This is a genomic window from Undibacterium sp. TC9W (genome assembly GCF_049339865.1).
GTDB lineage: Bacteria > Pseudomonadota > Gammaproteobacteria > Burkholderiales > Burkholderiaceae_D > Undibacterium.
Genome location: NZ_JBMPPJ010000019.1, coordinates 47,913 through 73,472 on the forward strand (window position 1 = coordinate 47,913; position 25,560 = coordinate 73,472).

The window sequence follows — 25,560 nt, forward strand, 5'->3', positions numbered from 1 at the left end:
GAGGCATAAAAGACGCTCTTTCGCATTTTTTTGATAACCAGGTTTGACAATAAAATGACTAAAAAATCGATTACTTCAAAATCAAAGAAGCGTATCCACATTCAACCTAAAATCATCCCGCATGTGCAACCGAAGATGACAGATATTGAAGACGATGTGGATAAAGCTTTAGACGAAGCTTTGAAAGAAACATTTCCCGCCAGTGACCCTATTGCCGTGGATGCTGACATGCCTCTGCACGGATTTAACGAAGCAGAAAAAAATAGCAAATAGTGGCGACAAGTGTAGTAAGTACCACTTCCCTGGACCGCGTTGCAAGCTCGACGGCAATTACGACTCTCTCCTTTATTGATTCGCATCCTCTTTGCAAATCAGTCTTTACACCTACCCAGAAAGAAATTTCATGTCAACTAATCTTGTCCTCGTATGGATAGATCATGTCCAGGCTCACATCATTCATTTCAATGCGGATACTGCAGAGACTGACATTATCCATACTCACTCTACTCATCCTCATCTGCATACCAAGGCAGGAAATGTGGGAGCAGGCCGGGCACCTGAGGATACGCAATATTTTGATGATATCGCCGCCAAGCTAAAAGACTCGTTGGAAATTCTGATTGTTGGGCCTGGGTTTGAAAAACTGGAACTGATGAAGTATCTCCTGAAACACCATGATGCAATTGCACAGAAGGTTGTAAGTGTAGAGACAGTAGGTCATCCAAGTGATGCGCAACTCTTGGCTTATGCACGAATTTATTTTCTCAAAGAAATTAAACCCGCAACAATTTAGGTCTTGAAGATGCAATCAATCATTAAATCTATCAATAGCATCGAATGTATCAGCGTCATATCACACTAAAACTGGGAGGTGAATTTGTTACCACAAGTGAAGCAGTCTGCGACAGTAAAAATACACGAAGTGAAATTGCGTCGCAAAATGAAGGCAGAGTCAGCTGTGAAAACAATAATAAGAAATTGCCTAAGACAAGTTCAAGAAAACAAGCTAGCAATGCAACTTCGCGACAATCCTGAGCACATTCGACAAATGCATATAAGTCTACGTCGTTTGTTGTCCGCATTGGAATTGTTTAACGAGATTGCACCGCTTTCCACAACGCTGCAGACTGATCTGGACAACTTATCATTAAAATTGGGATTGGCCCGGGATTGGCGAGTACTGTCAGATTCGTCACTAATCGAAATCGAAGCAATCGCTCCGGCAGAATTAAAAATATCCACCCTGGGAAAAACTGCATTAAATATAACAAACAAAGAGGAGAAGAATGCCTACGATGCGGTGAGTAAAAATGGTTTTTCACAAATGATGTCTGCCTTATCAAATTGGCTTGAGCAAGAAAAATCTGCTGAGCCTGACAATTCTCATAAGAACAAGAAATGGAGTAAAAAAATCCCGCATTTAGCAAAGAAAATTTTAATGCGTCAACAACGACATTTACTTAAGATTGGCAATCACCTTCTTAAGCAAGATAAGGATGCAAATCCTTCTGAAAATCACAAATTCCGGATAGCAGTGAAGCGATCCCGCTATTCATGCATATTCTTTCGGGATTTGTTTCCTAAAAAAGATATGGATAGATACTTAGCTTCATTAAGTGCCTTGCAGGACAATTTGGGCGTCAGTAATGATGCTGCAGTCGCTGAAATACTACTGCTTGATTTGATTCAAGATAAGCCAGATCATCTGGCAAGTTGTAACTTTTCGCGTGGGTATGTGCTTTCGCAATCCATACCTCAACAGCACAAGTTACGTCCACTTTGGAAGTTATATAAACACATGAATCTACCAGACCTTAAGTGAACATCAAATTTTCTTCTTAAAGTGAGAATAGTGTGAGTAAAGGATTCAAGCTTAGTTATCGTGACTGGATAATCAGTCCATTCGCCATTCCCTTATCCGATGGACGATGGTCGGCTAGCTGTGAAATTGGATGCTTCGACGCACATGGCCTGGACACTTTTCAAAGCGCATTGCCAGTATGTGTGCGTGATAACAGGCACGATGCGATCAATGCTGCTTGTGAAGATGCAAAGCATCACATAGATGGAATTATCGCCGACCCACGTGGATGATTAGGTTCACTGCATTAACAACAGAATCTCCAAAAAAGAGCTTATGTTGTTAATGCAGTTGAACAGGTAAGTTAGGCTGCACAGCTTGAGTTCAATTTAAGCAAATTACTTCGCTTCTTTGACTTCTTCAAAATCGGCATCAACAGTGCCGTCCTGCTTTTCATGATGCATGTCTGAAGACGCTTGCTTGTCTTGTTGCGCCTGTTGCTCGTTAGATTGATTATTCATTTTAGGGCTCAACTCTTGAGCAATACTGGATAAGGCGAGCTGTTTGGCATCTATGTCCGACTTGTCATTGCCGAGCATGGCGGCTTCCAAGTCTTTGATCGCTGTATTAAATTTTTCCTTATCAAGCGTACTCAACTTTTCACCATGTTCACGCATCAATTTACTCACTGTGTGGACTAATGTGTCAGCCTGATTACGTGATTCCGCCAAATCTTTTAATTTCTTGTCTTCTTCAGCATTTAGTTCAGCATCCTTTACCATAGTCTGAATCTCTGCTTCAGTGAGGCCTGAGTTGGCCTTAATTGTTATCTTATTCTCTTTTCCGGTGGCCTTGTCCTTGGCACCGACATGCAGTATGCCGTTGGCATCAATGTCAAAACTGACTTCTATCTGGGGTGTACCGCGTGACGAAGGTGGAATTCCTTCCAAATTGAATTCACCTAAAGTCTTGTTGCCAGCGGCAATTTCTCTCTCTCCCTGATACACCTTGATCGTTACCGCAGCTTGATTGTCATCAGCAGTCGAAAATACCTGACTGAACTTGGTTGGAATCGTAGTATTTTTAGGTATCATCTTGGTCATGACACCGCCCATTGTTTCTATACCCAGAGACAACGGTGTAACGTCCAGCAAGAGTAAATCTTTTTGGTCGCCGGATAACACTGCGCCCTGAATCGCTGCACCGACAGCAACAGCTTCATCTGGATTAACATCCTTGCGAGCATCTTTCCCAAAGAATTCTTTCACTTTCTCCTGGACTTTTGGCATGCGCGTCATACCACCAACAAGAATAATGTCATCGATGTCAGTCACTTTGACGCCAGCATCCTGAATTGCAATACGGCATGGTTCTATTGTCGCGCTGATCAATTCTTCAACCAGAGCTTCTAGCTTTGCTCTCGTGATCTTCTGTGAGAGGTGGATAGGTGCGCCATTGGCCATAGCGATATATGGCTCGTTAATTTCAGTTTGCTGCGCAGACGATAACTCAATCTTTGCACGTTCTGCAGAAGCCTTGATACGCTGTAGCGCAATAGGGTCTTTTTTAAGATCAAGCCCATGTACCTTCTTAAATTCTTCGATGATATAGTCAATAATGCGCTGATCGAAGTCTTCGCCCCCAAGAAATGTATCGCCATTAGTGGACAGAACTTCAAACTGACGTTCACCTGCCAACTCAGCGATTTCGATGATAGATACATCGAAAGTACCACCGCCCAAGTCATATACGGCAATCTTGCGATCGCCTTTTTCGTTCTTGTCCATACCAAATGCGAGAGCCGCAGCGGTAGGTTCGTTAATAATCCGCTTTACTTCCAGCCCAGCGATGCGTCCAGCATCCTTAGTAGCTTGTCGTTGGGCATCATTAAAATAGGCGGGTACAGTAATTACTGCTTCAGTTACCTCTGTGCCCAGATAATCTTCTGCTGTTTTTTTCATCTTGCGCAAGATTTCAGCAGAAATCTGCGGAGGAGCCAGCTTTTTGTCGCGCACGGCTATCCATGCGTCACCGTTATCTGCTTTAAGGATGTTAAAAGGCATAAGAGCGATATCTTTCTGCACTTCTTTTTCATCAAACTTTCGGCCTATTAATCTCTTGACTGCATACAAGGTATTTTTAGGGTTGGTCACTGCTTGTCGTTTGGCGGGTGCGCCCACCAAGATTTCTCCATCTGCCTGATAGGCAATGATGGATGGCGTCGTACGCGCACCTTCAGAATTCTCAATGACTTTTGGCTTGCCATTTTCCATCACTGCAACGCAAGAATTGGTGGTACCGAGATCAATGCCGATAATTTTAGTCATGATAATTCCTTTGTTGGATAGGCTTCAGGTTGCTGCTACGGCATCTGCTAAAACCGAATGCGCGTGTGCCAGGTCATCAGCATTGCCATGTACCATGAGAATGTACTTATCAACTTTTAATGCCATCTCATATTTAATTATCTGTTTGTCTGATACACCTATCTGACTGAGTGCAGCACCTATTGCAGACAATCCACCAACAACCATTGCCCCTTCAAGGGCTGCAACCAAAGCCGTGACCACGGGACCAGCCATAGCCAGCAACCCAAAGCCGGGCAGGAAGAAAACAGCAGGCGCCATTAGCAGCCCCCATATCCCGCCCCAAAAAGCGCCATTTCCTCCCCAGGATCTAATGCGATCGCCGGTTGTGTAAAAGCCGATTGGTTGCTCTTCACTGTGATAGCCCTTACCAATTAAGGACAATTTTTTTACATCGAAGCCAGATTTACTGAGCGAACGAATGGCGTCTTCCGCTTCTAGGTGCGTGTTATAAATGTAGGCGGGTGAATTTTTAATGTCCATTATTTTCCCTAAAGGATTTGAAGAAATGCGAGAGCATTGAGAATTTAAACAGCACCTACAAAGACGAGTGAAGATGCTGGTATTGCTTGAGGATCAATAAGACAGCGTCATGTTATCGACTACTTTTTTTACACCAGGTGTACCCCATGCAGCATGCCTTGCAGATTCACGCTCAGACCAGTTGCCTACTTTTCCGGACAAGGTCACATTAGCGTTATCCACTACGACGTTTATTTTTTTTGCGTCATCCATGGCGCTGCGTTTCAATGCAGCTTCAATTTCTGATTTGACGACACCAGGGAACACTTTACTTTTAATCTGGATATCGTCGCTCACGCCTCTGACACCCATTAAGTAACGAACGGCAACGACTGCTGCTACCTTTTGAAATTCCCAATCAACTTCTCCTGAGAGAGTGATCCAGCCATTTTCAACCATGATCTTGACTGATCCATACGGTAAAATCGACATCCAGCCCAACACGTTTTGTGCCGTAGCGGCAATGTCACGATCATGCCTGTGGCTAGTGCCAGGCAAATCAATTTCGATCTCAACAGCGAGCGCTCTAACACCAGTGACACGTTGTGTAGCGCGTTCGACTTCCAGTTTTTCTGAATAGCTATCGACATGTCCAGCGAGAGTCACGATGCCATCCTTTACCTCCACACCAATTCTTGCTGCATTAATAGACGGCTCCCATTGCAACTCAGCATTAACGTCTTCTTTCAGTTTTGCATCGGTTTTCATTTTTGTCTCTTTTCACAGTTGGGGAAAATTTAGCCTACAAGCATTTCGTTGCTTGGTCTGTTCGATGTCAAACATATAGCAGTCTTTTTTTATATTTTTTACGCGCAATTCCAAAAGACATCACTTATGGAACAAGCACTGCTGCACCTTCGAACCGACCGGCACGAAGGTCATCAAGCGCTGAATTTGCCTGGCTAAGGGGATAGCTGTTGGTGTGGGTAACGATTCCAATCTGAGGTGCTAGTCGGAAAAAATCGGCTCCATCTTGCCGCGTCAGGTTTGCTACCGACACAAGTTGCCGCTCTTCCCACAATAAGCGATAGGGCAAGCTGGGAATATCACTCATGTGAATCCCAGCGCATACAACACGCCCACCCTTTCGAACCGCCTTTAACGCAATAGGCACTAGATCACCGTCGGGTGCAAAAATAATCGCTGCATCGAGGTGGTCTGTGGGCAATTCGTCAGATCCTCCCGCCCAATTTACGCCAAGATGAAGCGCAAAAGCTTGGGTAGCAATATCACTTGGGCGGGTGAAAGCATATACAGAGCGTCCCTGCCATTTCGCTACCTGTGCCACGATATGTGCAGATGCGCCGAATCCATACAGTCCCAACTTTCTGCCGGGTCCAGCGATACCTAAGGAACGCCACCCAATAAGGCCAGCACACAGCAAAGGGGCAAGTTCCACATCGCTGCCCACTTCCCCTAGTCGTATGGCAAAGTGGGCAGCAACAATCGTGTGCGTCGCAAAACCACCGTCGCGAGTGTATCCGGTGAATATCGGTCGATCACAGAGATTTTCTTGGTTGTCGACGCAATATGGGCAAACACCGCAGGTATGGCCAAGCCAAGGGACGCCGATACGCTCGCCCAACGTGAATCCCTCAACCCCCAATCCTATTTTATCTATTCTCCCTACAATTTCATGTCCAGGGATTATCGGTACCTGCGGAGTCGGCAATTCGCCATCAACCACATGCAAGTCTGTGCGACAGACACCACATGCACCAATTTTCACGCGAATTTCGCCTGGCCCTGGTTCACGATCAGGTAAATTCGTCCATTCAAGCGGAGTACCAACCTTGGTCAATACCATTGCTTGCATAATAAATTCACCTATGACCTAGGTAACGCTTGTAATTGCGAAAAGACTGTTGGAAGCAGATCAGGAATATCCTCAGCTAATAGCTTTGGACCGAAAGCACTAGCAGCAGCACCGTGCAGCCAAACTGCTGCTGCGGCGGCCAGGAAGGGGTCCATACCTTGTGCCAGTAGGCCCAGTATGATGCCGCCAAGTACGTCTCCTGCACCTGCAGTAGCCAAGGTGGGTGGTGCGTTGGCATTGATAATGGCCCTTCCATCTGGTGCCGCGATTACTGTATCGCTGCCTTTGAGAACGATGATCGCGCCGCATGCTCGTGCCGCAGCACGGGTCCGGGTCAGCTTGTCGCCGCTGACATCGAAGAGGCGGGTGAATTCGCCTTCATGGGGCGTCAACACACAGGGTCCAATGATGGACCGAGACAACACTGATAGATCATCCCGGAAAGTCGACAATGCGTCAGCGTCGAGTACAGTGGGTCGCCCCGTCTTCAAGATTTCCTGCACCTGCACACGAGTTGCCGGACCACACCCTGTGCCAGGGCCAATCAGAAATCCAGTATCTACTATCTGACAGTAGCAATTGCAGATCTTCGGCAATCACGAGGGGACTTACCATGATACTGGTCAAGGAAGCCGCGTATATGGGCAATGCCAACTCAGGCACGGCTATGGTAGTCAGTCCTGCGCCGGAGCGTGCCGCAGCGCGTGCTGCCATACGCGCAGCACCAGTCGCTGGATACCCACCGATTAACAATGCGTGTCCACGCGTATATTTGTTGTCATTTTCTGCGAGCTTAGGAAGAGCACTTGCCCATAATCTTGGATCGTTTTCAAAAGTATCGGGATTGACCTCACCGAATACGGACACCGGCGTGCCAATGTCGGCCACTACCACTTCGCCGCAGAGCGATCGTCCTGGCAACAGCAGATGACCGGGCTTCTTGCGAAAGCAAGTTACCGTGAGTACACACTTTACAGCACCGAGACTTAAACCCGAGTCACCCATTAAGCCACTAGGTACGTCAACCGCGACGATTGGCAACTTGCTAGCTGCTGCTGCGGCTAACGTGGTAGCAGCAACACCTTCGAGCGGACGACTTAACCCTGCCCCGAAAATTGCATCGACAACCAATTCCGCACCATCAAGTGCCTCTGGAGCCATGCATTCTACGGCCCCCCGCCACAGCGCTGCGTGATGGGCAGCGGGGCCTCGAAGTTGATCGCGCGGAACCAATAATGCAATACGTACAGGCCAGTTGACTTCAGCTAGTCGTCTGGCTACTACAAAGCCGTCACCACCATTGCTACCAGGGCCACATAGAACGATGACAGGACATCTTGCCCAGCGTTGCAGGATTGCTTGTGCGACGGGGCGACCTGCATTTTCCATCAGATCAATATCGCTGATGCCGTTCGCAGTAGTCAAGCGATCCGCTTCAGCCATTTGAATTGCCGTAAGCAAAGCCGTGGAAGTATTCAAGACAATTGACATTGGATTACCCTAGGAATCGATAAATTCGAGCACAACACGGGCGGGTACATCACCATGCGCAAGTCGTTCGAATACCTTATTGATCGCCGACAGTGGTTGCAATTCAATATCCGCTTTGACCTTACCATCCACTGCAAAAGCTAATGCTTCTGCCATGTCCAGGCGATTGCCGACGAAAGAACCACGAATCGTGATGCAATTGGCGACGACATCGAACAATGGCGTCGGGAATTCCCCGGGCGGCAACCCTACCAATACACAGGTGCCCCACTTGCGGGTCATACCTACACCCTGTTTGAACGCTGCAAGCGAAGGTGCGGTAATCAATACTCCATGCGCCCCGCCACTAGTGGCTTTCTTCACTGCTTCAATTGCATCCTCGGCCCTGGCATTGACAACTGCATCCGCGCCGAGACGTTTTGCATGCGCGAGTTTACTGTCATCAATATCGACTGCACATACATGCAAGCCCATCGCCTTTGCGTACTGAACAGCTAAATGTCCCAAGCCACCAACGCCGGAAATGACAATCCAATCGCCGGGTTTAGCTTGCGTTTCTTTGATTCCCTTATACGAGGTAATGCCTGCACAAATAAGCGGTGCAGCATCTCGTGATGCCAGGTGTGATGGAATGTGTGCAACATAATTTGGATCAGCAACAATGAATTCGGCGAATCCGCCATTCTTCGTATAACCACCAAACTGGGCATCGGCACACACTGGCTCCCGGGCAGCCAGGCAGTATTCGCAATGTCCGCAAGCCGAATAGAGCCAGGGTACGCCTACCCGGTCGCCTTCTTTTACAGCAGTTACTCCTTTACCTAGGGCAGTAACAACGCCTATGCCTTCGTGCCCTGGAATGAATGGTAATGCAGGCTTGAGTGGCCAATCACCATTGGCAGCATGTAAATCCGTGTGACAAACACCGCAGGCTTCGGTTTTTATGAGAATCTGGCCGGGACCAGGTTGGGGAATGTCCCATTCTCTGATAGCTAATGGCTTACCGAAATTTTCGACAACTGCCGCTTGCATTTTTTGTGTCATGAATATCTCCTTTTGAGCTTACGTAAGCTCACGCAACCTGCGATGTGGTAAGACAACGACCCCGATATGGGTTTTGCCCCTGATTGCCAGACTGCTGAAAGTGGACGAAATCAGTCCGAGGATCCGCTCTGATAGCTAATCTGGTTTTTGGTATCAGACAATCTACCGTCTTGAGATTTCATTGTTAAGGTTCCCTTCAAACGATGAAAATGGTCGCCCGCTTCGTTTATTGTCGAAGTCAAAGGAGGCTCGAGTGCCACGCGACACCTGCGTGCAAGTGGCTTTGTTAAAACTGAGACGTTGTTGATGTACATGATTGAATTTTTTCGTCAATCAGTTGGGGGCAGAGTGCTCTGTAATACGGACCAACTTCTTATTCACGAATTCTTGTATTCCCATGTTGCCCAATTCGCGTCCGTAACCGGAGTATTTGATCCCGCCAAACGGAAGTTCAGCATCTGCCCAATCGAGATTATTAATAAACATCATGCCGGTATCGACCTGGCTTGCAATACGTTTGCCACGCGCGATGTCTTGGGTGAATACTGACCCGCCCAAGCCAAAGTCGGAATCGTTTGCCAACGCAATGGCAGCTGCTTCGTCTTTGACACGGTAGAAGCAAACTACTGGTCCAAAGAATTCATCGCGGAAAGCTGGATTTTCTGGCTTGATGTCAGTGAGGATCGTGATTTCCATAAAGGAGCCAGCGCGGTTAAGACGCTTACCTCCCATCACTAGCTTGGCACCATGTTTCACGGCACCGTCAACCTGCTTGATTAATTGAAGTAATGCTTCTTCTGTCGATAAAGGCCCATGCGTGGTTGATTCGTCCATCGGATCACCTGGTATTAATGCAGACAATGCAGACGAGAATTTCTCAAGAAATTCGTCAGCTATAGAGTCGACCACAATAAAACGCTTCGCGGCACAACAAGTTTGACCACCGTTATACATTTTTCCCCAGACCGCCCATGGAATAGTTGTTTCGAGGTCAGCGTCTTCAAGCACGATAAACGCATCACTACCCCCTAATTCCATCGAAGTCTTTTTGAGGTTTTGCCCAGCTCGAGCAGCAACGGCCCGTCCCGCCGCAACACTCCCGGTCAATGCCACACCTCTGATACGTGGATCGTCGATCACAGCCTCTGACTGTTCATGTGTAATCAGTAAATTCGTATAAGTTCCCACAGGAGCACCAGCATCAATCCAGAGCTTTTCAAAGGCAATCGCACATTGTGGTACACAGCCTGCATGCTTCACTACCACGACATTACCAGCCATTAATTGCGGTCCGGCGACACGCGCAAGTTGGTAATACGGGAAATTCCATGGCTCAACGCAAAAGAGCACACCAAATGGGCTGCTTTCCATGTGTGCCTCGCCGACTTTCGGGCTCAACGTCATTGGCTTGAGAAAGTTTTCGGCATGATCTGCGTAATAGGTCAGGATATCAGCGCTGAAAATAACTTCACCGCGCGCTTCGTTGATGCGCTTGCCCATCTCCAGCGTTGCCAGCTTGGCGAAATCATCCACATTCGCAGCCATAAGCTTGGCTGCCCTATTTACGATAGCGGCGCGGTCTTTGTAGATAGTATGTCTCCATGCTTGAAAACATGATTCAGCAGTAGCGAGTGATTTTTCAAGTTGAGATTTATTGAAATGCTCAAATGTTTTAATGATCTTACCGTCGTTCGGGTTGATGCTTTGATAGGCCATGATGTGAACTCTTTCTGAGTAATTGCAAAGGCTTCGCTCTCTGCAATATTGCTGAGAATGATCGTTTGCAAGGTAAATGTAATCGTCCGATAGTGGACTTCTATGCAATAGCCTTCGGTACGGTGGCACGCATATTAAAAATATCGCGATGTAAGGACTATCACGACATTTGGCAGCGACGATTAGAGAAAGAATTTGAAGCCGTCACGTGCTTGTAAGAACATCCTTGTTACCGATTTTTCAGCAATAAATACTGGAAAAATGGAGTGAATATTCAGACTACCAGTGAAGGAACAGTAGCCTTATCAGGTTGAGGTGGCGACGCATAAAAGAACAAAGTAACTAGGAAAATAGTGCTTGTGCTGCTTGGGATTACGGTTACTATGTTTCGGTCTTTTTTACGTTAGAACGGTGGCCTCTTCGCCTAGATTGGTTGCCGAGTAACCACAGTTACTTAAAGAAAAATAGATGGAATCATCCAACGCACCCATCAAATCATCGAGCTTGTATGGTTTGGTCAAATACCGAAAAAATCCGGCCTTGATGCCTTTTTCTATCTGATGCGGAAACGCATCTGACGATAATGCAATGACGGGAATATGCGCAATTTCTGGATCTGCAAGCAAAATTTCTAATGCTTCGAAGCCGCTAATACCGGGCAAGTTAATATCCATCAAGATAACGTCCGGTTGATTAGTGCGGGCTATGGTAATACCAAGATTGCCATCCCTAGCTGTTAGCAACTTCCAGTCAAGGCGTCTCGCCAGCAAGTTACCTACCAAAGCTAAATTTGCCGGATGGTCTTCGATATAAAGCACTTTACGATAGTCAGGTAGGATTTTTTGCGTGGAAAAAATAGTTTCTTGACTGCAAATATGTGTATTAGACAAATCAGGAGCCTCTTTACAATAAGTTGGAGATCATAGAAAAATCTATACACATCAAAAATAGTCCAAGTTGGAAAACTCTTGGTTAAACAAAAGTTTTTAACTTTAGTAAGTGCACAGGTGAGATTAAACCTTATGTGAGCTCTGGTCTGTGCGACATCACACTTATACGCATTTCATTTCATTGCGCAACAGTAATGGGACATATGAGTGCAAACGACAAATCGTTTGATTTACATCAAGGTGCTAGACCAAAGATATCTCTGTAAATCATAGAGAACGGATTTACTCAGACTGAATAGGTCGATGATGATTCCAAGCAAGTGATTTGATTGAGAAGATTTGGAAACAATTTCCCATTGAAATAGTGACGTTAGATCGAATTAATCAGCAGAATGAATTGTTTACTGGCTTACGAACTCATAATCAATGTTTGTCAATCGCCCCTTAAAGTATGGTGCCGGTCCCGCCGGCAATTCCCACTCCACCTCACCCAGCAGCGGGATAGACATACCGAAACGCTGTTCATACGTACCTAAACGGCAAAGCCATGGTGCCGACTCGGTTGCCGTTCGCGAACGGGATTTAGACCATACTTCCGCGATCAAGCCATCTGCCCCGAATCTAAAATCTAGCGAGACAGTAGTTGTGCCATCACTGAGAGTCGCCCTTGCGGAGGTTTCATCGATGCTTTGCCATAGCACACCCTGGCTAGGCAGTAGTGCTGTTGGGTACCAAACCGCCTCAGCCAGATAACGCATCAGCTCGCCGCTTGCCAACGCCGCAGTATCACGTAAGTCTGCCACTGTTATAAGACCGAGTAGGGCAGCACGCAAAGATCCCGCACCAAGAACATATGCATCCCGAACCCAGACATAGATGCCCGGAGCCATCCTGATGCGCGCATCCCATTCAAATCCTGGCGGATGAGTTGTCACGAACTGGGTAGCCTGGAACGGTTGCCAGTTGTCCTTCTTCTCGTTTTGCCGAAACGTCCCTTGCTGTGTAAACCGAACAATGGCGATCATTGCCTGCCCCTCGCGCAATGCGGTCTCAAAGTAGCGTTTCACTGGTAACGGTAGATCTTCGATTTCGACTGGATCATAGAATTTTATGGAAAAAAGACGACAGGCAGCTTGCATTTTTTCGGACAGGGCGAAGCTCCTGCGCTTCCAGCGCAAGTGACCCAGCACCAAAACGGCAGCCGCAACCAAAACCGCCAACAATATCATGTAGGCCAGAATGATCATCGGCTCATCCCTTTAATAGTTGTGCGTCAACACCTCGACGTGGCGCAGGTCCGACTGGTGGTGCAAAACCAACCCGAGCCCACATCTGCACGGTGCCGTCCGGATGAGATACATTGAGTAAACTGCGAATATCTGCATAGGGTTTGGCCTGTTCTGGATATTCCTGCAAGGCTTGCGAAAGTGGCTGCAAAGCGATTCCTGCGGCAGTGGCAGCAAGTTGCACCCGAACATAGGCGCGACCTGCATTAACCTGGGTCACGCGGTCATTGCCATCGGTAACCATCCACAAAAAGCCTGGTGTTGAGTCGAGCTTTGTATTGAAATCTTTGATCTGGCTGGTGGTGGCGTAGTCGGATGGTGCAGGCGGTTTGCCGCGGTTGAATAGCCCAAGCTTGCTCATCACGACAGGGAATCGGTCCAGCACGAACAAGCCATCTCGGTGTTGTGCAATTTCCGCACCTCCGACACGCAGCACCTTGTACGTTTCCATGACTATCCTCGCCGTACTCAGTTCGATACGCCATGCTTCGGCAGCAATGGAACGATGACGATGTAGCGCATCAGGCTGATCCAGGCCAACAAATCCAATACGCAAGGAATTCGGCTTAACACTCTCCGACATCGCTTGCCATGCCTCCGACGGCACGCGACTGGCAGAGTCATAGACACTACGATTGGTTCGCCGATTCAGTATTTGAGTAAATAGGGGGTCCCTGATTACAGAGGGATCAGGCGCTAGCCGTATACGTGCGACCGGCCGTTGATCAAGTGTGAACGAGCCGAACACACCTTCTGGAAACAGTGAAATATCGGCTCTCAGACCCCGCTCACGCGCAGCCAGATCCAACAGCTCAAGAAAGGTACCATGGCTCATCATAATTTGCCGCGAGAATGGGTCAGTCTCTGGCAATAGGCGGGTCAGGTCGCAACGCAATACTATTTCATTCGGTGTACGCAAATCTACAATCCATGATTGCAAATTGTGGGAGTGCGGTGCCAAGATCGCATAGCCGATTATCCAGCGTCTGAGGTCAGCTTCTTGGCCTGGGCCGCGCCACGACTCAATGGCAACGGCAGGCATGTGTTGAGCGCATCCTGCGGAGGCCATTGCAGCAGAGACGATAAAGCCGCCGCCGGCTACCTGAACGAACGTACGACGATCCATGTCCTGCTCCTCTTGCGTACATGCGTTTAAGCTTCCATAATCAATCATCATGCGCGTTGCTCAAGGCTGACTCTGTGCGCTGACACACTTACTGTTTGTGGTTACTAGCCAGCACAAATCCGACAATCTGGACGTATCATAGAGGCATGAGGCAACTGAATTTTTTCCTTATATTGAAAGAGTTTTTGGAGCAACGAAGCATCTTGTGAAGATATGCCTTACTGATGCTAGCGATTTTTCAACTCAAAAGCTGCCAGCGTCTTTAAAAAACTTCCCATGCATAGTAGAAATTTTTCTTCCAGCCATCATTTTGCGATTCATTTCGGTAATGACCATTTGAATCACACCATGAGTAAACTGAACCAGAAAAGCAACTTCCCTTACAAGAAGTTCAAAATAAACGTTAGGATCTAATCAAGATTAGAGTGCGATGTTGAAGTATTTCCGTTCACAGCCAGTCCTACAGGTAAATCGCATATCAGATCGCTGATAGTTTCCGACTACAGTATTGCTCGGAGCAAACTTAGGGGTTCAAGCCAAATTGCTGCTGACGGAATTCGACAGTAAATTTTATTCGCCTGGCACATCGCCACCAGAGCGATTCCAGCGATGGGACATATGTGAGGATTTGGTCAAGCGGTTTAGCGAAAAGTCTCTGGAATCTAAGGCAGACAAGCGGGCCCATATGTCACAAGTTAAAATTCTTCATCAATACTATATTCATCTATCAAAGACAGGTCAGGTCTCAAATGCTGAAGGTGGTTGTGTCATCCATCGCGTTGCCTTGCACTACACCTCAAATCGACTTGGCCGCACCCACCCCTATTGATGAAATGAGTTCTACTTCCTGCTTCAATGCCGTAGCTTTGCGATTGATCAATATGCCAGCCTGCTTATCTCTGTAAAGCTGTAACTTTGAATCACCACTGACAGGCGCTGACATGGCAACACCTGAGCTTGCTGCAACCACCGGACTTAGCTCTGCCGCTTCAAGCGAGCGACTTCTGGCAATCGGTCCCAACGAGTTGCCATCAGCCAAGCCACGCAAGGTCTGGGCAATTGCCTGGACAGTATTAAGTGAACCTATGCTCTTGCTGTTAATCGCTTGTGGCAGCATTTATCTATTACTGGGAGACTTGCGAGAAGCGCTGGTGCTTCTGGCTTTTGTTTTTGTCATCATCGCAATAACTTTTTATCAGGAGCACAAAACTGAGCGTGCGCTGGAGGCCTTACGTGACTTATCCAGCCCGCGGGCGCTGGTGATCAGGGATGGCCAACAAATACGGATAGCAGGCCGTGAAGTGGTTCCTGGCGATATGCTTGTACTGGCCGAAGGCGACAGGATAGCCGCAGATGCTGTCTTGTTGTCTTGCTTGAATATGACTGTCGATGAATCCCTGCTGACCGGTGAATCTGTTCCTGTCAATAAAGCCGCCCAGGAAGTTTTACCAGCACTAATGGGACAAGCTGGAGGTGAAGATACGCCTTTTGTCTTTTCTGGTAGCCTGGTAGTGCAAGGCAAAGGGTTGGCGCAAGTGCTGGCAACAGGTGGCCAGACTGCCTTAGGCAAGATAGGCGCAGCCTTATCGTCGGTCGAAATAGAGCCCACGCGGGTGCAAGTTGAAACTCGCAAGGTAGTCAAATATGTCGCCCTCTCCAGCCTGGGCATGGCTGTATTATTGGCAATCTGGTATGGATTAAGTCGTCATCTTTGGCTGGATGGGGTACTGATAGGTCTTACTTTTGCAATGGCCTTGATACCTGAAGAATTACCAGTCGTATTAACCCTCTTCCTGGGTATAGGCGCATGGCGCATGGCAAAGCAGCAGGTATTGACGCGCAGAGTACCAGCCATAGAGACTCTTGGAGCAACGACAGTTTTATGCACGGACAAAACCGGCACGCTGACGCAAAATAAAATGGAGGTAGTACTATTATTCTCAGGGAGTAAAGTCATTGACTGCCAGCAGCCGACATCTGATTTGCCAGAAGAATTTCATGAAGTGCTTGAGTTCGCCATTCTGGCCAGCCACCGTGAGCCGTTTGACCCTATGGAAGTGGCTATCCAGAACGCCGGTAACAACATGCTCGGCAAAACCGAGCATTTGCACGCGGGCTGGGGAATGGTCGAAGAATATCCACTGTCAAAGGAATTGCTGGCCATGTCCAGAGTATGGGCATCGGAAGACAGGGAGCAGTATGTCATTGCCACCAAAGGAGCGCCCGAGGCTATCGCCGACCTTTGCCATTTGCCAACCGATGAAGTAGAAGCATTGCTGGAACAAGTCAACTTGATGGCTGAAAAAGGGCTACGTGTACTCGGTGTTGCCAAAGCAAAATTCAAGGCCGCCCATGCGCCCATTATCATCGAGAACATAGCGGACGCTGAACTGCCGGACATCCAGCATGATTTTGATTTTGAACTGGTCGGTCTGATAGCAATGGCAGACCCGATACGTCCCGGAGTGCCAGAAGCTATCCATGAATGTCAGACTGCCGGGATACGGGTAGTGATGATTACCGGTGACTATCCTGCAACCGCAAAAAATATTGCAGCACAGTGTGGCTTGCCAGTTACCGGGGGCATCATCACCGGGGCAGAACTCAACGACATGGATGAGACGCAATTGCAGCAACGCATTGCCGACGTAGCCATATTTTGCCGTGTCGCCCCGGAGCAAAAACTGCGTCTGGTAAATGCCTTCAAAGCCGCCGGAGAAGTCGTTGCCATGACGGGTGACGGGGTGAATGATGCCCCTGCGCTGAAAGCTGCAAACATAGGTATTGCCATGGGCAAGCGTGGCACTGACGTGGCGCGTGAGTCTGCTGCATTGGTATTACTGGATGATGAGTTTTCGTCCATCGTCGCAGCCATCAAATCAGGTCGCAGGATCTTTGATAACCTAAGAAAAACCATTTGTTTTATCGTTGCCGTTCACATCCCTGTCATTGGCATGTCGGTTATTCCCGTCATGATGGGTTGGCCTGTCATGCTAATGCCTGTGCATATTTTGTTTTTACAACTCATTATTGACCCTACCTGTTCACTGGTATTTGAAGCAGAGGTGGAAGAAAAAGATGTCATGCATAGGCTACCACGCGCCACCAATGCAAGCATCTTTAACCGCAAAACCTTACTCAAGGGTTTGCTGCAAGGTTCAGCTTTGCTCTTAACCATACTGGCAATTTACTACCTGGCCCTGCAACAACCGATGGAAGTGAATCAAGCCAGGACTATGGCATTCACGGCCATGGTGATAGGCAATATAGGTCTTATTTTCATCAACCGTAGTTTGTCAGCCAATATTTTGCATAGTTTGCGTCTACCCAACCCAGTGTTGTGGTGGGTGGTAACATTTGCTGTCGCAGTGTTGTCTTTGGCGCTGTTTTTACCTGAATTAGTCAAGCTGTTTTATTTTGCCAGATTACCGTTCGCTCAATTGGCAATCAGCTTGCTTGCCGCGCTGCTTTGCATCACTCTGATGGCGACCTTCAGAGTATTTATGAAATGATTTCTAATCTTTCACTCACAGCTTAATCTCAGGAATGATGTTTGGGTACTTGAAAGTAACGGTAAGACAAGTGATCAGAAAATGCAAAACAATAATGTGGACGCTTGCAATACCAATTATGAAGACGATATTCTGTTCGAAATTTCGAACGGCCAATTAGATTTTTATACTTTTTTATGATCCTTGCTAAGGATTTTACTAACTTTTTAAAGATGTACTGATACGCTTGCTTTCTGAAAAATAACCTTCTGGTTCCGTCCAACATAATTGGTCCAGCTAGTCGTAATCTTTAGTGAGGTGTACTGTCAATAAAGGACGCCCTTGTTTCAAGTTGCATGTGATTGTTTATTGAAATTCTCATCAAAACAAGGAGCTATCATGTATCCATGGTTATGGGTTTGGTCACCACAGGTTCACTCTCCCTGGAGTGGCAGCGTTGCGCAAAGCATAGAGCCGAATACGACCTGGTTCTACAATATGATTCCGCCTGTCTCAGGGGATGCGGGAATAGAGGCGCAGGTATTTTAGCTAGCGTCGTATGGTACTCAACTTGGTCAGAACACTGACGTGCTATTGGACATCGTGAAAGAGACAGAAAACCTGTCTCCCAAAGCCCTTGAATCGCTAAAGGAATTACAAACCTTGAAAACTAAAATTGAAGTGATCAAGAAGAGATCGGCGCAACCAGCAAAACTAGAGTGAGCCAAGATTTTTGATATCACGGCAAACTTTGTTTTGGGTCCAAGGCTGCTGTGTAATCACTTAGAGTCATTTAAAAAATTCACCTCATTGCTTGAGGTGGAGTAGCTGCTGCGCATCCATTGCAGCGATACGCCCCTCATCAGTAGGCACCACCCAGACTTCTATGCTGCTGTTCGGGGTATGGATTGCCATGATGTGATCCCCACGTGCTGCGCTATTTTTGTTTGCATCAACTTGCACACCAAGATACGCCAGCCCCTCTGCCACTTGCTGTCTTAAAGCGGCATCGTGCTCGCCTATACCGCCTGTAAACACCAGCACATCCAGGCCATTCAAACAGGCGCTTAATGCACCGCATTCGCGCATGACGCGGTAGGTGAATAAATCGATCGCGAAGCTGGCTTGCGGGTCTCTGCTACCGCGCAGGGTGCGCATGTCAGCAGAAATGCCGGAAACCCCCAGTAAACCGGATTCTTTATACAGAGTCGTTTCAAGTCGTTTTTCATCCCAGCCCTGCTGCATCAGGTGCAGCAAGACACCGGGGTCGAGTGCGCCGCAGCGGGTGCCCATCATCAGGCCGTCGAGTGCAGAAAAGCCCATGGAGGTGGCGATGCTTTTGCCGTTTTTCATGGCGCAGGCGCTGGCACCATTGCCGAGGTGCAGCATGATGACGCGCCCGGCAGCAGGATCAAATGCGCGTGCCGATTGCTGGGCCAGGTGGCTGGCGACATAGCGGTAAGACAGGCCGTGAAAACCGTAACGGCGTATGCCAGTGGCACGCAGAGATTGCGGTAAAGCCAGCGTGGTTTCGCGTGCAGGCATATCGGCATGGAAGCCAGTATCAAAACAGGCTATTTGTGGTATGCCGGGATAGGCACGACGGAAGGCGGTTACTCCTTCCAGGTTATGCGGCTGATGCAGGGGGGCCAGCGTATCGAGGGTATGCAGGTAAGCAAGGGCGTCATCATCGATAATAATGGAAGATGAAAAGCGCTCGCCACCGTGGACTATGCGGTGGGCAACAGCAGCTATTTGCATGTCTGCGCTATGACTCAGCAATAAACCATGCAGGGCTACTAATGCAGCAGCAAACTGATCACCATCTGCCGCCTTGATTGCAGCTTCATCCAAAGTCAATTGCTGCACTTCGGTGCCAGCACGGAATTGTATGACAGGCTTGCCACCCGGTTGCAGTCCCTCAATCACGCCAGTCAGATTGCTGCGTGTGACTCCTGCATCAGTATACGGGTACAGCGCAAACTTGATGCTGGACGAACCTGAATTCACAGAGAGGATGACCGGGTTTTTCATGGTGCATTCTTCCGGTATTCATGGGCCAGCAATTTGACCAGTGCAGCTGAAGCAACCCTGGAAGATGGCCCATCGGCACGGCTGGTCAATGCAATAGGCACTTTGGCACCCAGGACTACACCACAAGTTGCAGCGCCTGCCAGATATTCAAATTGCTTGCCCAGCATATTGCCCGATTCCAGATCCGGCACCATGAGAATATCAACATCTCCAGAAACGGCAGAAACTATGCCCTTGATCTGTGCTGCACGGGCAGATATGGCATTGTCAAATGCCAGCGGGCCATCAACAATTGCGCCAGTGATTTGTTTGCGTTCCGCCATTTTGCACAAAGCAGCAGCATCGATCGTAGACATGATTTTAGGGTTAACCGTTTCTACCGCCGACAACAGCGCGACCTTCGGTAGGGGGATGTTCAGTGCGTGAGCCAGGTTGATGGCGTTTTGCAGTATGTCAGCTTTTTCTGGCAGGGTGGGATAGATATTCAGAGCGGCGTCTGTCAGCAACAAGAGCTTGTGATACATGGGCACATCCAGATGATAAACGTGCGACAACCGCCTACCAGTGCGCAAGGCAGTGCATTCAACCACGGCATGCATGAGTTCATCAGTATGCAGGCTGCCTTTCATCAGGGCTTCTACCTGGCCTTTGGCAGCCATTTCGGCGGCTATGTCGGCAGCGGCATGGCTATGTGGAGCATCAACTTTTTCAAATCCTGTGATATCGATATTCGCGGCTGCAGCGACGGCGAGCAGTTTTTCCAGTGGGGCGACCAGCACCGGAATAATCAAGCCCCGCCTGGCGGCATCCACTGCCCCTTGCAAGGAGTCTGCATCACAGGGATGAACAACCGCGCAGCGTATCGCTGGCAAATCCTTGACACTATCCAGCAAATGGCGCTGGCGTTCGCCCAGGTCAAACATGGTCATGGTGGGCAAATGGGTGCGCGGGCGACTGACTTTTTCTGTCGGAGCGATGACCAGGGCATTGCCATAAACGACTCTCTCACCCTTCTGGTTGATGATTTCGCAGTCCAGGGTCACGCGCTTTTTTTCGTCGTCTTTTGCCACGACGGTAGCTGACACAGTCAGGGTGTCGCCTATGCGTACAGGCTTGGCAAAGTGCAGATTCTGTTCCAGGTAAATCGTACCTGGCCCAGGCAGGCGCGTGCCAAGGATAGTGGAAATCAGCGCCCCGCCCCACATGCCGTGAGCGATAACGCCATGGAACAAGGTATGTGCTGCATACTCGGCATCCAGATGGGCGGGATTGACGTCACCTGATACCGTGGCAAAAGCCTGGATATCGGCATTGGTCAATGTACGTACCTGGCTGGCGCTCTGCCCTATTTGCAAATCTTCGTACACCACATTGGAAATGATGTCTGGCTCGTTCAAATCAGTGTTTATGGTATTCATGGGATATTGGACTTTCATCAATTCACAATGTGATAACCACCATCAACATACAGGGTTTGGCCTGTCATGCCTGAAGATGCATCGCTGACCAGAAAGGCGGCCAACCTGCCAATTTCATCCAGTGTCACCAGCCTGCCTAAAGGTGAACGGGCTATGGCTTTTTGCATCAATGCATCAAAATCTTGCAAACCCGATGCGGCGCGGGTAGGCACAGGGCCTGGGGAAATGGCATGTACCCGCGTACCCTTGGCGCCAAGCTCAGTCGCCAAGTAACGTACTGTTGATTCCAGCGCGGCCTTGACCGGGCCCATGATGCCATAATGCGCAACTGCTTCGTCTGCCCCCAGATATGTCATGGTCATGATACTGGCATTCTTGCTCAAATGCGGTTCGCACAGTTTGGCTAGGCGGGCAAATGAATGACAAGACACACTCATGGCACGCGAGAAGCCGGCACTGGAACTGTCGATGACGCGACCATGCAAATCATCCAGCGGTGCCCAGGCGATGGAATGGATGACAAAGTCGAGCTCACCCAATTCTTTGGCCGCGGCATCAACCAGTGCTTCCAGAGAGCCATCCTGCTCAACATCGCACACCACCAAGCTTGATTCAAGCGCGCCTGCCAGTGGTGCCACGAATTGCCGGGCTTTGTCATTCACGCAGGATAACACCATCTTTGCGCCCAGTTGCCGTAGCATGGCAGCACAGCCATAGGCGATGCTGTGTTCATTGGCCAAGCCAATGATAATGCCACGCTTGCCTTGCAATGAAAAAGAAGAACTTGCTTCAGTCATTTTTTTTACCGATCCGGGTGATGTAGGAAACCTGCTTAGGAAAGTTGCATAAATAAGCTGCATGAATAAGCTGCGAGCGCCATCTTGCTTGCGCATGCCAGAAACTGGTCAGCGCAAGGTCAAAACATTGATACAGATCAAACTTTGTTCTGATCCGCTCTACAATAACATCCAGGTAAGTCGTCGAAAGTTGAATTTCAAATACAATCGTTGTTACCCGATATGTCGCACAAATATCAGGCTGGCACCACTCGCCAGACAGGCTTCCCATCCACCTCTCTTCTACCTTGATGTCAGAAAATTCTTTGTCTGCCGCCAGAGATTGAGCTACTAAGGACTTCATTCTGCCATGCAGTGCACTTTCCTTTGCACCATTGTATTTGCGTGAATTGATCTCCTCTCTCGATAACTCATCGCGAGAAATTTGCGGACACCATCCATCTTCCTTCAGATGCCTAAAGAAAAAATGGCGACTCATCTTGTTCCTTAGCAAGCTCACCGCAATTCCACAGACTGAGCAAGCATAGAGAGGCATCCCATTCTTTAGCCTCTCTTTTATCTTCATACGAAGCTGGATGAGTTTCTCATAGTCAGTGCCGATGACTTGATGAGCTGACATATGCAACCCAGACGACAAATCCAATACTTCCGGTATAGCCGGGTCTTCTACCGCGAGTATATTCATGAGGATTAAACAGAGCTTGAAAACTGCTGCCAAATATCGTTATCAGAAGTGACCAGCCTCTTCCAATACGCTTCATTTTTCAGGACCTTGGTCTTCCAGTAATCCTGCGCATAGCCAAGAGATGATTCAGCCTCCCCGAAAGAATCATTAAAATGAATCTGTGCTTCACCTAGATTTGCGCCGCGAATTGCTAGCAGGACTTCCTGCATAGATTTCAGCAAATCTTCTGGTTCGGCATTAAATATGTTTAGCATATTTCCACGAATAGCTATCGCTTGCTCAGTTAATCTGATTGCCTCACTATTGTCTGCGCCAGATCTCTGTAATTCAACACGATGCTGCGTCAACAGACTTAAACAGGCATGAATAGCTTTATCCGCTGGTGAAATAAGATCAATAAAAACCGACCGATGCCAGGGCTTGCTCACTTCTTCCAGTTCTTCCGCAGACATTCCAATATCTGACAAATGATTGAAGATTCTTTTGGCTTTCTCCAGACTCTGCACTCTTGGCTCAGTTTCCCGCCGTCCAAGTAAGGACAATTGCTGAAACAAGAAATTTGCATGAATTCGGGATGACTCAAGGAATTCTGCTTTTAATTGATCATGGAGATCATTTTTGACCTCTCTCAATTTTGCTTCAAATCCTAAAGCCTTGAATGAATCGAATCGCTCTGGAATAGCCAATACGGATATTGCCATGCCCAGTACAGCCAGGGCTGTGCCATTTGCTGTGAATCCATACAACAGATAGCCGATTCCAGTAACTAAAGCTATTGCGCTAAGAGTAAGCAGGAAATATTTCCAGTAGTCGGAAACCCGATTACTCATTTCACTTGATCTCTTATTCTGTTTTGTATCGTTGTTAGCCATATCGCTTTTAATAACCTCAAAATCAGTTCAACAGATATCTTCCAATTGCCGCCCTCGCCGCGACGTTAAGAATCTATCGCGAGTGTGTCCTAAATTATATCGCCGCCCCAATAATTTAGTAGCAGATTTCAAGTCTCTCCAAGAGGTATTCTAAAAATTCTCAGTCACATATCACTGAATTGGAATCAGGCGTTGTATCTCTCTGATACCCAGTCCCTTCCCTCTTCAGAATATTCAATAAAGGAAATCCTCATGGATCACAACATTTTCTTCTCTATCGTCAATGCCGTACTCACACTAGCGACTATTATCCTTTACCACCCGCTCCTTAAAGCATTGAGCGCCGAGGCATTGCACGAAGCAATCAAGTCTCGCCCTATGCTGGCAAGAGCCCTCGCCCGCAAGAGCAACCGCAGCTATCTCCGTGTCTGTCTGTACTTTTTCATTTCCCTAATTACTTACATGTTCCTTGCCGTCCACGACAATGTGGACATGGACTTTGCAGCCTTTACATTGTTTGTCTTGTTCCTGGTGTCACTCTCCAGAGTCTGGATGCTTAGAATGATGCTTGGCAAACCCTGAGTTCGTTTTACTTTTCTTGTAATTCGCTCAAAAAATTCATTCGAACCTAGTTTCACTTTGTAGTACTACCTTTCCCTATCAACTCTCCAAAACAAAAGGCATTTCATGTCAGAAATCAACACGTCCGCAATAAACATATCAGCGGCAGCAGATCCTGCCTGCCCCTGCTGCAATTCAACCCGCATCCGCATTAAGAACTATGGCAAGAAAACTGGTGGCACAGTCGGTGCAGTTGCCGGTGTCGCAGCAGGTACTGCTAGCATGGTCGGAGGTGCAGAAGTCGGCGCTTCCATTGGCGTCGCTGGCGGCCCTCTAGGTATCGCCCTTGGCACGCTCGCCGGTGCCATCATTGGCGGCCTGATCGGCGGTGCTACCGGTTGTTCGGTCGGTGTCAAACTGGGCCAGACCGTGGATGACCGTATCCTTGACAATTATGAGTGCCAGGATTGCGGCTATCACTTCAGCATGCAAACCCGGTAGATCTGCAACTCATCTCTTCTTTCTGTTCCATCCTTCGTTTTACCCTTCCAGCAATACTTTCATTCAATCCCCTCTCGCATCGTATTCATTTGGCTGTTTTGTTCTGCTGTTCCGTCTCAGCGGCATGACTACGTGCGTCTTTATCTTAGGAAAATTCTTTATGGCACACCTCATCGAAACCATGGCTTACGTTAATGAAGTTCCATGGCATGGTCTGGGCAATCAACTGACAGCCAAACAACCCATTGAAGTCTGGGCCAAGCAAGCCGGTATGGCATTTGAAATCAAGGAGTCCCCTGTCCGTTTTATGACAGAAAGCGTCGGCAGTCTCGGGGCCATCATGACCTTCCCCGAACAAAAGGTGCTATATCGCTCAGATACCAAGGCAGCCTTGTCAGTCGTCTCCAATCGCTATCAGGTCGTGCAACCCCGCGAAATCCTGGAGTTCTATCGTGACCTGACGGAAGTGTCAGGCTTCGAGCTGGAAACTGCCGGTGTCCTGAAGGAAGGCCGCAAGGTCTGGGCGTTGGCTAAAACCAATCAGTCAGCTACGCTCAAAGGCAATGACGTAGTGAATGCCTATCTACTGTTGGCAACTGCCTGCGACGGCAGTCTGGCGACGACGGCACAGTTCACCAGCATACGGGTGGTATGCAATAACACGCTGGCTGTAGCACTTAATAATAGTAGTGGTGCAGTCAAGGTGCCGCACAACACGAACTTTGATGCACAGGCAGTCAAGCGGCAGTTGGGTATTTCAGTCGCTTCCTGGGATGCTTTCATGTACCGCATGAAAACCCTGTCCGAACGGAAGGTGAAGTCGCATGAGGCAATGAACTACTTCCTGCGCGTCTTTACTGATCCCAGTAATACGGCTTCAGGCCTAACCAATGAACGTGCGATGAAGAAAGTACAGGAGCTGTATGACGGCCAGGGTAAAGGCGCAGAACTGAGTTCTTCCAAGGGAACCGCATTTGGTTTGCTGAATTCTGTCACTGAATACGTCGATCACCAGAAACGGGCACGTACCACTGACCACAGGCTGGAATCAGCCTGGTTTGGTCAGGGTGCGACTCTGAAGCAGAAAGCACTGGATCAGGCTTTACTGATGGTGGCCTGAGCATATCCACGTCACTGAAAGAA

Annotated in this window: 25 protein-coding genes; 8 read left to right on the forward strand and 17 right to left on the reverse strand. The window is 48.2% G+C overall.

The genetic code is table 11. From position 1 onward, the window contains the following. Positions 1-54 precede the first annotated feature (54 nt). The 3 genes from ACO0LN_RS22525 (at position 55) to ACO0LN_RS22535 (ending at position 1,822) form a co-directional block, all read left to right on the forward strand. Complete coding sequence (locus ACO0LN_RS22525; protein ID WP_422977663.1) at positions 55-273, forward strand: hypothetical protein; 219 nt, start codon at positions 55-57, stop codon at positions 271-273. A 130-nt stretch (positions 274-403) separates the two neighbouring features. Next, a complete protein-coding gene (locus ACO0LN_RS22530; protein WP_422977665.1) occupies positions 404-793 on the forward strand; it encodes a translational machinery protein in 390 nt (129 codons plus the stop codon). Between the two features lie 84 nt (positions 794-877). Further along, positions 878-1,822, forward strand: a complete 945-nt coding sequence (locus ACO0LN_RS22535) for a CHAD domain-containing protein (protein WP_422977667.1) — start codon at positions 878-880, stop codon at positions 1,820-1,822. A 377-nt stretch (positions 1,823-2,199) separates the two neighbouring features. Here the strand turns inward: ACO0LN_RS22535 and dnaK are convergent, their stop codons facing one another. The 12 genes from dnaK to ACO0LN_RS22595 form a co-directional block, all read right to left on the reverse strand. Then, on the reverse strand, positions 2,200-4,128 hold the full coding sequence (dnaK, locus tag ACO0LN_RS22540) for a molecular chaperone DnaK (protein WP_422977669.1): 1,929 nt from the start codon (positions 4,126-4,128) through the stop codon (positions 2,200-2,202). A 24-nt stretch (positions 4,129-4,152) separates the two neighbouring features. After that, positions 4,153-4,650: a general stress protein gene (locus ACO0LN_RS22545; RefSeq protein ID WP_422977671.1), complete on the reverse strand. Its 498-nt coding sequence runs from the start codon at positions 4,648-4,650 to the stop codon at positions 4,153-4,155. A 93-nt stretch (positions 4,651-4,743) separates the two neighbouring features. After that, positions 4,744-5,397 carry a BON domain-containing protein gene (locus ACO0LN_RS22550; protein WP_422977673.1) on the reverse strand — a complete coding sequence of 218 codons (654 nt, stop codon included), beginning with the start codon at positions 5,395-5,397 and terminating at the stop codon, positions 4,744-4,746. 124 nt (positions 5,398-5,521) lie between these two features. After that, a complete protein-coding gene (locus ACO0LN_RS22555; RefSeq protein ID WP_422977675.1) occupies positions 5,522-6,505 on the reverse strand; it encodes a zinc-dependent alcohol dehydrogenase family protein in 984 nt (327 codons plus the stop codon). 11 nt (positions 6,506-6,516) lie between these two features. Further along, positions 6,517-7,014, reverse strand: coding sequence for an ADP-dependent NAD(P)H-hydrate dehydratase (locus tag ACO0LN_RS22560; RefSeq protein ID WP_422977677.1), 498 nt, complete (start codon positions 7,012-7,014; stop codon positions 6,517-6,519). Next, positions 6,962-7,996: an NAD(P)H-hydrate epimerase gene (locus ACO0LN_RS22565; RefSeq protein WP_422977679.1), complete on the reverse strand. Its 1,035-nt coding sequence runs from the start codon at positions 7,994-7,996 to the stop codon at positions 6,962-6,964. Before ACO0LN_RS22565 ends, ACO0LN_RS22560 begins: the two co-directional genes overlap by 53 nt. A gap of 9 nt (positions 7,997-8,005) precedes the next feature. Beyond that, positions 8,006-9,040 carry a zinc-dependent alcohol dehydrogenase gene (locus tag ACO0LN_RS22570; RefSeq protein ID WP_422977681.1) on the reverse strand — a complete coding sequence of 345 codons (1,035 nt, stop codon included), beginning with the start codon at positions 9,038-9,040 and terminating at the stop codon, positions 8,006-8,008. Between the two features lie 333 nt (positions 9,041-9,373). Continuing rightward, positions 9,374-10,756 (reverse strand): NAD-dependent succinate-semialdehyde dehydrogenase, encoded by a 1,383-nt coding sequence (locus ACO0LN_RS22575; protein WP_422977683.1) that lies wholly within the window; start codon positions 10,754-10,756, stop codon positions 9,374-9,376. Positions 10,757-11,154: 398 nt separating this feature from the next. After that, the gene (locus tag ACO0LN_RS22580) at positions 11,155-11,646 is read right to left on the reverse strand and encodes a response regulator (RefSeq protein WP_422977685.1); all 492 of its coding nucleotides are present in this window, start codon (positions 11,644-11,646) and stop codon (positions 11,155-11,157) included. A 401-nt stretch (positions 11,647-12,047) separates the two neighbouring features. Then, entirely contained in the window at positions 12,048-12,893 is an 846-nt protein-coding gene (locus ACO0LN_RS22585; protein WP_422977686.1) for a DUF6920 family protein, read from the reverse strand. Positions 12,894-12,897: 4 nt separating this feature from the next. Continuing rightward, complete coding sequence (locus ACO0LN_RS22590) at positions 12,898-14,058, reverse strand: Acg family FMN-binding oxidoreductase (protein WP_422977688.1); 1,161 nt, start codon at positions 14,056-14,058, stop codon at positions 12,898-12,900. A gap of 796 nt (positions 14,059-14,854) precedes the next feature. After that, positions 14,855-15,001 carry a hypothetical protein gene (locus ACO0LN_RS22595; RefSeq protein ID WP_422977690.1) on the reverse strand — a complete coding sequence of 49 codons (147 nt, stop codon included), beginning with the start codon at positions 14,999-15,001 and terminating at the stop codon, positions 14,855-14,857. Here ACO0LN_RS22595 and ACO0LN_RS22600 point away from each other — a divergent pair. Both ACO0LN_RS22600 and ACO0LN_RS22605 read left to right on the forward strand, forming a co-directional pair. After that, positions 15,000-17,570, forward strand: a complete 2,571-nt coding sequence (locus tag ACO0LN_RS22600) for a cation-translocating P-type ATPase (protein WP_422977692.1) — start codon at positions 15,000-15,002, stop codon at positions 17,568-17,570. The genes ACO0LN_RS22595 and ACO0LN_RS22600 overlap by 2 nt on opposite strands. A 378-nt stretch (positions 17,571-17,948) precedes the next feature. After that, entirely contained in the window at positions 17,949-18,098 is a 150-nt protein-coding gene (locus ACO0LN_RS22605; RefSeq protein WP_422977694.1) for a hypothetical protein, read from the forward strand. A 258-nt stretch (positions 18,099-18,356) separates the two neighbouring features. Here the strand turns inward: ACO0LN_RS22605 and ACO0LN_RS22610 are convergent, their stop codons facing one another. Genes ACO0LN_RS22610 through ACO0LN_RS22630 form a run of 5 tightly spaced genes read right to left on the reverse strand, consistent with a single transcriptional unit; the run spans position 18,357 to position 23,355 of the window. Continuing rightward, the gene (locus ACO0LN_RS22610) at positions 18,357-19,583 is read right to left on the reverse strand and encodes an acetate/propionate family kinase (protein WP_422977696.1); all 1,227 of its coding nucleotides are present in this window, start codon (positions 19,581-19,583) and stop codon (positions 18,357-18,359) included. Continuing rightward, positions 19,580-21,001: a bifunctional enoyl-CoA hydratase/phosphate acetyltransferase gene (locus tag ACO0LN_RS22615; RefSeq protein ID WP_422977698.1), complete on the reverse strand. Its 1,422-nt coding sequence runs from the start codon at positions 20,999-21,001 to the stop codon at positions 19,580-19,582. The genes ACO0LN_RS22610 and ACO0LN_RS22615 overlap by 4 nt, the downstream gene beginning before the upstream one ends. 17 nt (positions 21,002-21,018) lie before the next feature. Further along, positions 21,019-21,798, reverse strand: coding sequence for an enoyl-ACP reductase FabI (gene fabI, locus ACO0LN_RS22620; RefSeq protein ID WP_422977700.1), 780 nt, complete (start codon positions 21,796-21,798; stop codon positions 21,019-21,021). Continuing rightward, positions 21,791-22,483 (reverse strand): hypothetical protein, encoded by a 693-nt coding sequence (locus ACO0LN_RS22625; protein ID WP_422977702.1) that lies wholly within the window; start codon positions 22,481-22,483, stop codon positions 21,791-21,793. Before ACO0LN_RS22625 ends, fabI begins: the two co-directional genes overlap by 8 nt. A gap of 5 nt (positions 22,484-22,488) precedes the next feature. Beyond that, complete coding sequence (locus ACO0LN_RS22630) at positions 22,489-23,355, reverse strand: hypothetical protein (RefSeq protein WP_422977704.1); 867 nt, start codon at positions 23,353-23,355, stop codon at positions 22,489-22,491. Between the two features lie 252 nt (positions 23,356-23,607). Here ACO0LN_RS22630 and ACO0LN_RS22635 point away from each other — a divergent pair, with 252 nt between their 5' ends. The 3 genes from ACO0LN_RS22635 (at position 23,608) to ACO0LN_RS22645 (ending at position 25,537) form a co-directional block, all read left to right on the forward strand. After that, entirely contained in the window at positions 23,608-23,937 is a 330-nt protein-coding gene (locus ACO0LN_RS22635; RefSeq protein WP_422977706.1) for a hypothetical protein, read from the forward strand. Between the two features lie 105 nt (positions 23,938-24,042). After that, positions 24,043-24,417: a hypothetical protein gene (locus tag ACO0LN_RS22640; protein ID WP_422977708.1), complete on the forward strand. Its 375-nt coding sequence runs from the start codon at positions 24,043-24,045 to the stop codon at positions 24,415-24,417. Positions 24,418-24,577: 160 nt separating this feature from the next. Then, positions 24,578-25,537, forward strand: coding sequence for a DUF932 domain-containing protein (locus tag ACO0LN_RS22645; protein WP_422977710.1), 960 nt, complete (start codon positions 24,578-24,580; stop codon positions 25,535-25,537). Positions 25,538-25,560: the final 23 nt, after the last annotated feature.